General features: G+C 41.6%; 2 protein-coding genes and 1 pseudogene. 1 reads left to right on the top strand and 2 read right to left on the bottom strand.

Going from position 1 to position 3,703, the window contains the following annotated elements; all coding sequences use genetic code 11:
* Positions 1–644, bottom strand: a 644-nt coding sequence (locus L654_RS0104730; protein WP_024607432.1) for a DUF2235 domain-containing protein, incomplete at its 3' end; no start/stop codon positions are given.
* A 95-nt stretch (positions 645–739) separates the two neighbouring features.
* Positions 740–2,051, bottom strand: a pseudogene (locus tag L654_RS01000000125490) (NAD(P)/FAD-dependent oxidoreductase).
* A gap of 250 nt (positions 2,052–2,301) precedes the next feature.
* Between L654_RS01000000125490 and L654_RS0104720 the strand changes: the two are divergent.
* A partial coding sequence (locus tag L654_RS0104720; protein ID WP_024607431.1) for a RecQ family ATP-dependent DNA helicase occupies positions 2,302–3,703 on the top strand: 1,402 nt, incomplete at its 3' end.

Genomic DNA, 3,703 nt, shown 5'->3' with positions numbered 1-3,703 from the left:
CCGCCAATGTCTGAATGCGCACCTGCAAACCATAGCTCGGTAATATTGTTTTGATGGTTCATAAGTGTGGGTTCAAAGGCGCGGCGTTTTTCATCAAGAGCTACGCAGTGCAACGCGTGAGTAATGTTATTGGCAATGGTGTGGTTTTCAAAAATAACGTGCTCTGCACCGCGTGTGGCTTTACTTACTTTTGATAAGCCAATAGAGGCGACGGTATCAAACACACATACGTAAACATTATCAGCAATTAAAGGCTCTAGGATTTTAGCAAAACGTCTGGCAAGCGCAGCGCCTCGGCTAAAGCCCGTTAGCAGTATGGTATCGCCTAATTGATAGTGAGCTTTAAAGTCGCTTAATGCTTGATTTAAAATACTGGCTACGTCGTCACCACGAGGTGCAAGGGTTTGGTTTAAAATGCGTTTAAGGCGGCTGCCTTTAGTGCCAATACCTTGATAATAAAAACTGAGTTGGTTTGAAAATGGAGTAATTGGGGAGTCTTCTAATTTACCGCCAAGCAGTAAATGCAGTTTTAGAATGTTGGTAATATTAGAGTCTTCTTTAAAATGATCTGAGCTAAATTGTTCTGCGTCACGGGGCTCGTTTCCTGTGCCGTCAAAGTTAAAAATTAGCGTTTTACCCGTCATAACCCAATTCCCTTAGTTGTTTTAAATACTCTACACAGACAATGTTAAATATTAAAGACAGTGATAACGCTCACTGCCTTTAATTTAAATTGCCTTTAATGTAACTTCATTTTTGGGCGCACTACACGCAACACTTTTTCGCTTATCCATAATGCAAAGGTTTTTGCGCTGCCATGTATGGCGCGTTGGTGCATACGGTATAAAGATATATACATAAAGCGGGCAATTTTACCTTCAATAAAAAAGGTATTGCTGGTGAGGTTACCCATTAAGTTACCCACGGTGCTGTAGCTCGATAAGTTAACCAACGAGCCATGGTCGCTGTATTTAAAGCCGCGTAGTGGTTGCTGCTTTAATGTTGCGATGAGATTTTTTTCAACGCACAACGCCATTTGATGCGCCGATTGTGCGCGTGGTGGTACTTGCTTGCCGTCGGCTAGGGTAAATGCGCAGCAATCGCCTAATACAAAAATGCTTTCGTCTACGGTGCTTTGTAAAAACTCATTTACTTGAATTTGATTGCTACGAGTAAGCTCAAAAACACCTAAGTCTTTAATAAAATCAGGTGCTTTTACGCCTGCCGCCCACACCATTATATCGGCATCAATGTGTTCTTCATCTTTGGTGATAAAGCCTTGTGCGGTGCCTTCTTTTACTTGCGTTTGTTCGCGCACGTTTACGCCAAGCTTTAATAGCTCGCGTTTGGCACTTACGGCAATACGCTCTGGTAATGCAGGTAAAATACGCGGGCCGGCTTCTATTAAATGAATATGCAAACGCTTAGACGACATATTTGTTAAACCATAAAGCTTTAATAGCTCAGACACATGGTAAAGCTCAGCTGAGAGCTCAACACCGGTAGCACCGCCGCCAACAATGGCAATATTAAGTGATTGTTGTTGGTTGTCGTCTTGGTGAAGGCGCGTAAAGCTATCTAGTAATGAGTGCTGAAAGCGCTCTGCTTGTTGGCTTGAATCTAAAAAGTAGCAATGCTCTTTTATACCTGGGGTATTAAAGTCGTTACTTACGCTGCCAATGGCAATAACAAGGTGATCGTAACGAACTGTACGACCAGGTAAAATAGTGTGGCCTAACTCGTCGTTTAATGGGGAGAGGGTAATTGTTTTATTGCTTTGGTCTATATTGCAAAAAGTACCAAGTTGAAAACGATAATGATGTTTTGCGGCATGGGCTGAATACACAACGCCATCTAAATCAGGGTCAATAGAGCCTGTCGCTACTTCGTGTAGTAACGGCTTCCNNNTTCCATATGTGGGTACGGTTTTTGTCTATTAACAGTATATCTGCTTGTTTTTTTTTCCCTAGCTTATGCCCCAGTTGGGTTGCAAGTTCTAATCCGCCAGCACCACCGCCAATAACGACGATTTTAGGTATTGTAATACTCATAACGTTGCCCTTAAAAATAATATACCCAAGTGATCTGTATTTTTTATTAGTTTTTTAAGGTGACTTGGGTATCAATAAATTATTTTGGCAACAAGTAGTTACTACTCATTTTATGGGTGCCTAGTTTGCGCCTAAATAAAACCGATGTCAGCAATAAATAATGTTATTTGTTGTATACTGAGTTGCAAATATTTCATCTGCACCGCATTTTTATAAGCATGACTATTGTTTAGCCATCAAAAGGACATTTATGACCACGCCACTAATTCAATCACTTGAGCAGCACTTTGGTTTTAGCCAATTTAGAACAGGGCAACAACAAACTATAGATCAGCTTTTAAATGGTCAATCGTCGTTGGCTATATTTCCGACCGGCTCGGGTAAATCGTTGTGCTATCAATTAACTGCGTTGCATTTACCAAATTTAACCTTAGTGGTTTCGCCTTTACTTGCGTTGATGAAAGATCAAATTAGCTTTTTAAATAGCAAAGGTATTTATGCTGCCAGCCTTGATTCGAGCCAAGATCAAATGCAAAGCAGCACCGTAATGAATGATGTGCGAAATGGTAAAATTAAAGTATTAATGGTGTCGGTTGAGCGCTTTAAAAACGAGCGTTTTAGAGAGTTTATAAGCCAAGTGGCGCTTTCGATGTTAGTGGTAGACGAAGCGCACTGTATATCAGAATGGGGCCATAACTTTAGACCCGACTACCTTAAACTACCGCGTTACCGCGAAGAGCTTAATATTCCTTTAGTGTTGTTACTTACTGCAACGGCGACTAAAAAAGTAAAACGCGATATGGCAGAGCGATTTGCTATTGCGCCTGAGTGCATTGTGCAAACGGGCTTTTACCGCGCCAATTTAGATTTAAGCGTGCTGAGCGTTAAAACCGCCGATAAAAACACCGAGCTTACCAACATTGTACGCGCGCAAAATGGCCCTGGTATTGTGTATGTAACGCTACAGCAAAGCGCTGAGCAAGTTGCTAATGTGCTAAGTGCTCAAGGTGTGCACGCGGTGGCGTATCATGCGGGGCTTGAAGATACGCTACGCTGGCAAATTCAAGATGACTTTATGGGCGGTAAAATTAACGTCGTAGTGGCAACCATAGCCTTTGGTATGGGCGTTGATAAATCGGATATTCGCTTTGTTATACATTACGATTTACCAAAATCGATAGAAAATTACAGCCAAGAAATTGGCCGAGCAGGGCGCGATGGCAATCCATCAAACTGTTACACGCTTGCTAACCTAGACGGCCTAAATACGGTTGAAAACTTTGTATATGGCGACACCCCTGAGCTTAGCGGTATTGAATACGTAATTAACGATATTCGCCAAAGCCACCAGCAATGGGAAATGCAAGAATACAGCTTATCGAGCGAAAGTAATATTAGGCAACTGGCACTTAAAACCTTACTCGTACAGCTTGAAATGCAAGGTGCTATAACGCCGCAATATGCTTACTACGCCGATTTTAAATATAAATTTTTGGTTGATAAAAACGAGCTACTTGGTCATTTTGATGAGCAACGCCAAGCATTTTTAACACAAATATTTAGCCATACCGATTTTAAAAAAATATGGGGCACGCTAAATTTTGACTCGCTTACACAAGCTGCGCAGGTTGATCGAAAACGTGTAGTGGCTG

It is taken from the genome of Pseudoalteromonas sp. TAB23, assembly GCF_000498075.1.
Taxonomy (GTDB): domain Bacteria; phylum Pseudomonadota; class Gammaproteobacteria; order Enterobacterales; family Alteromonadaceae; genus Pseudoalteromonas; species Pseudoalteromonas arctica.
The sequence above is the reverse complement of the archived record's forward strand: the minus strand, read 5'-3'. Positions and strand labels throughout refer to the sequence as shown.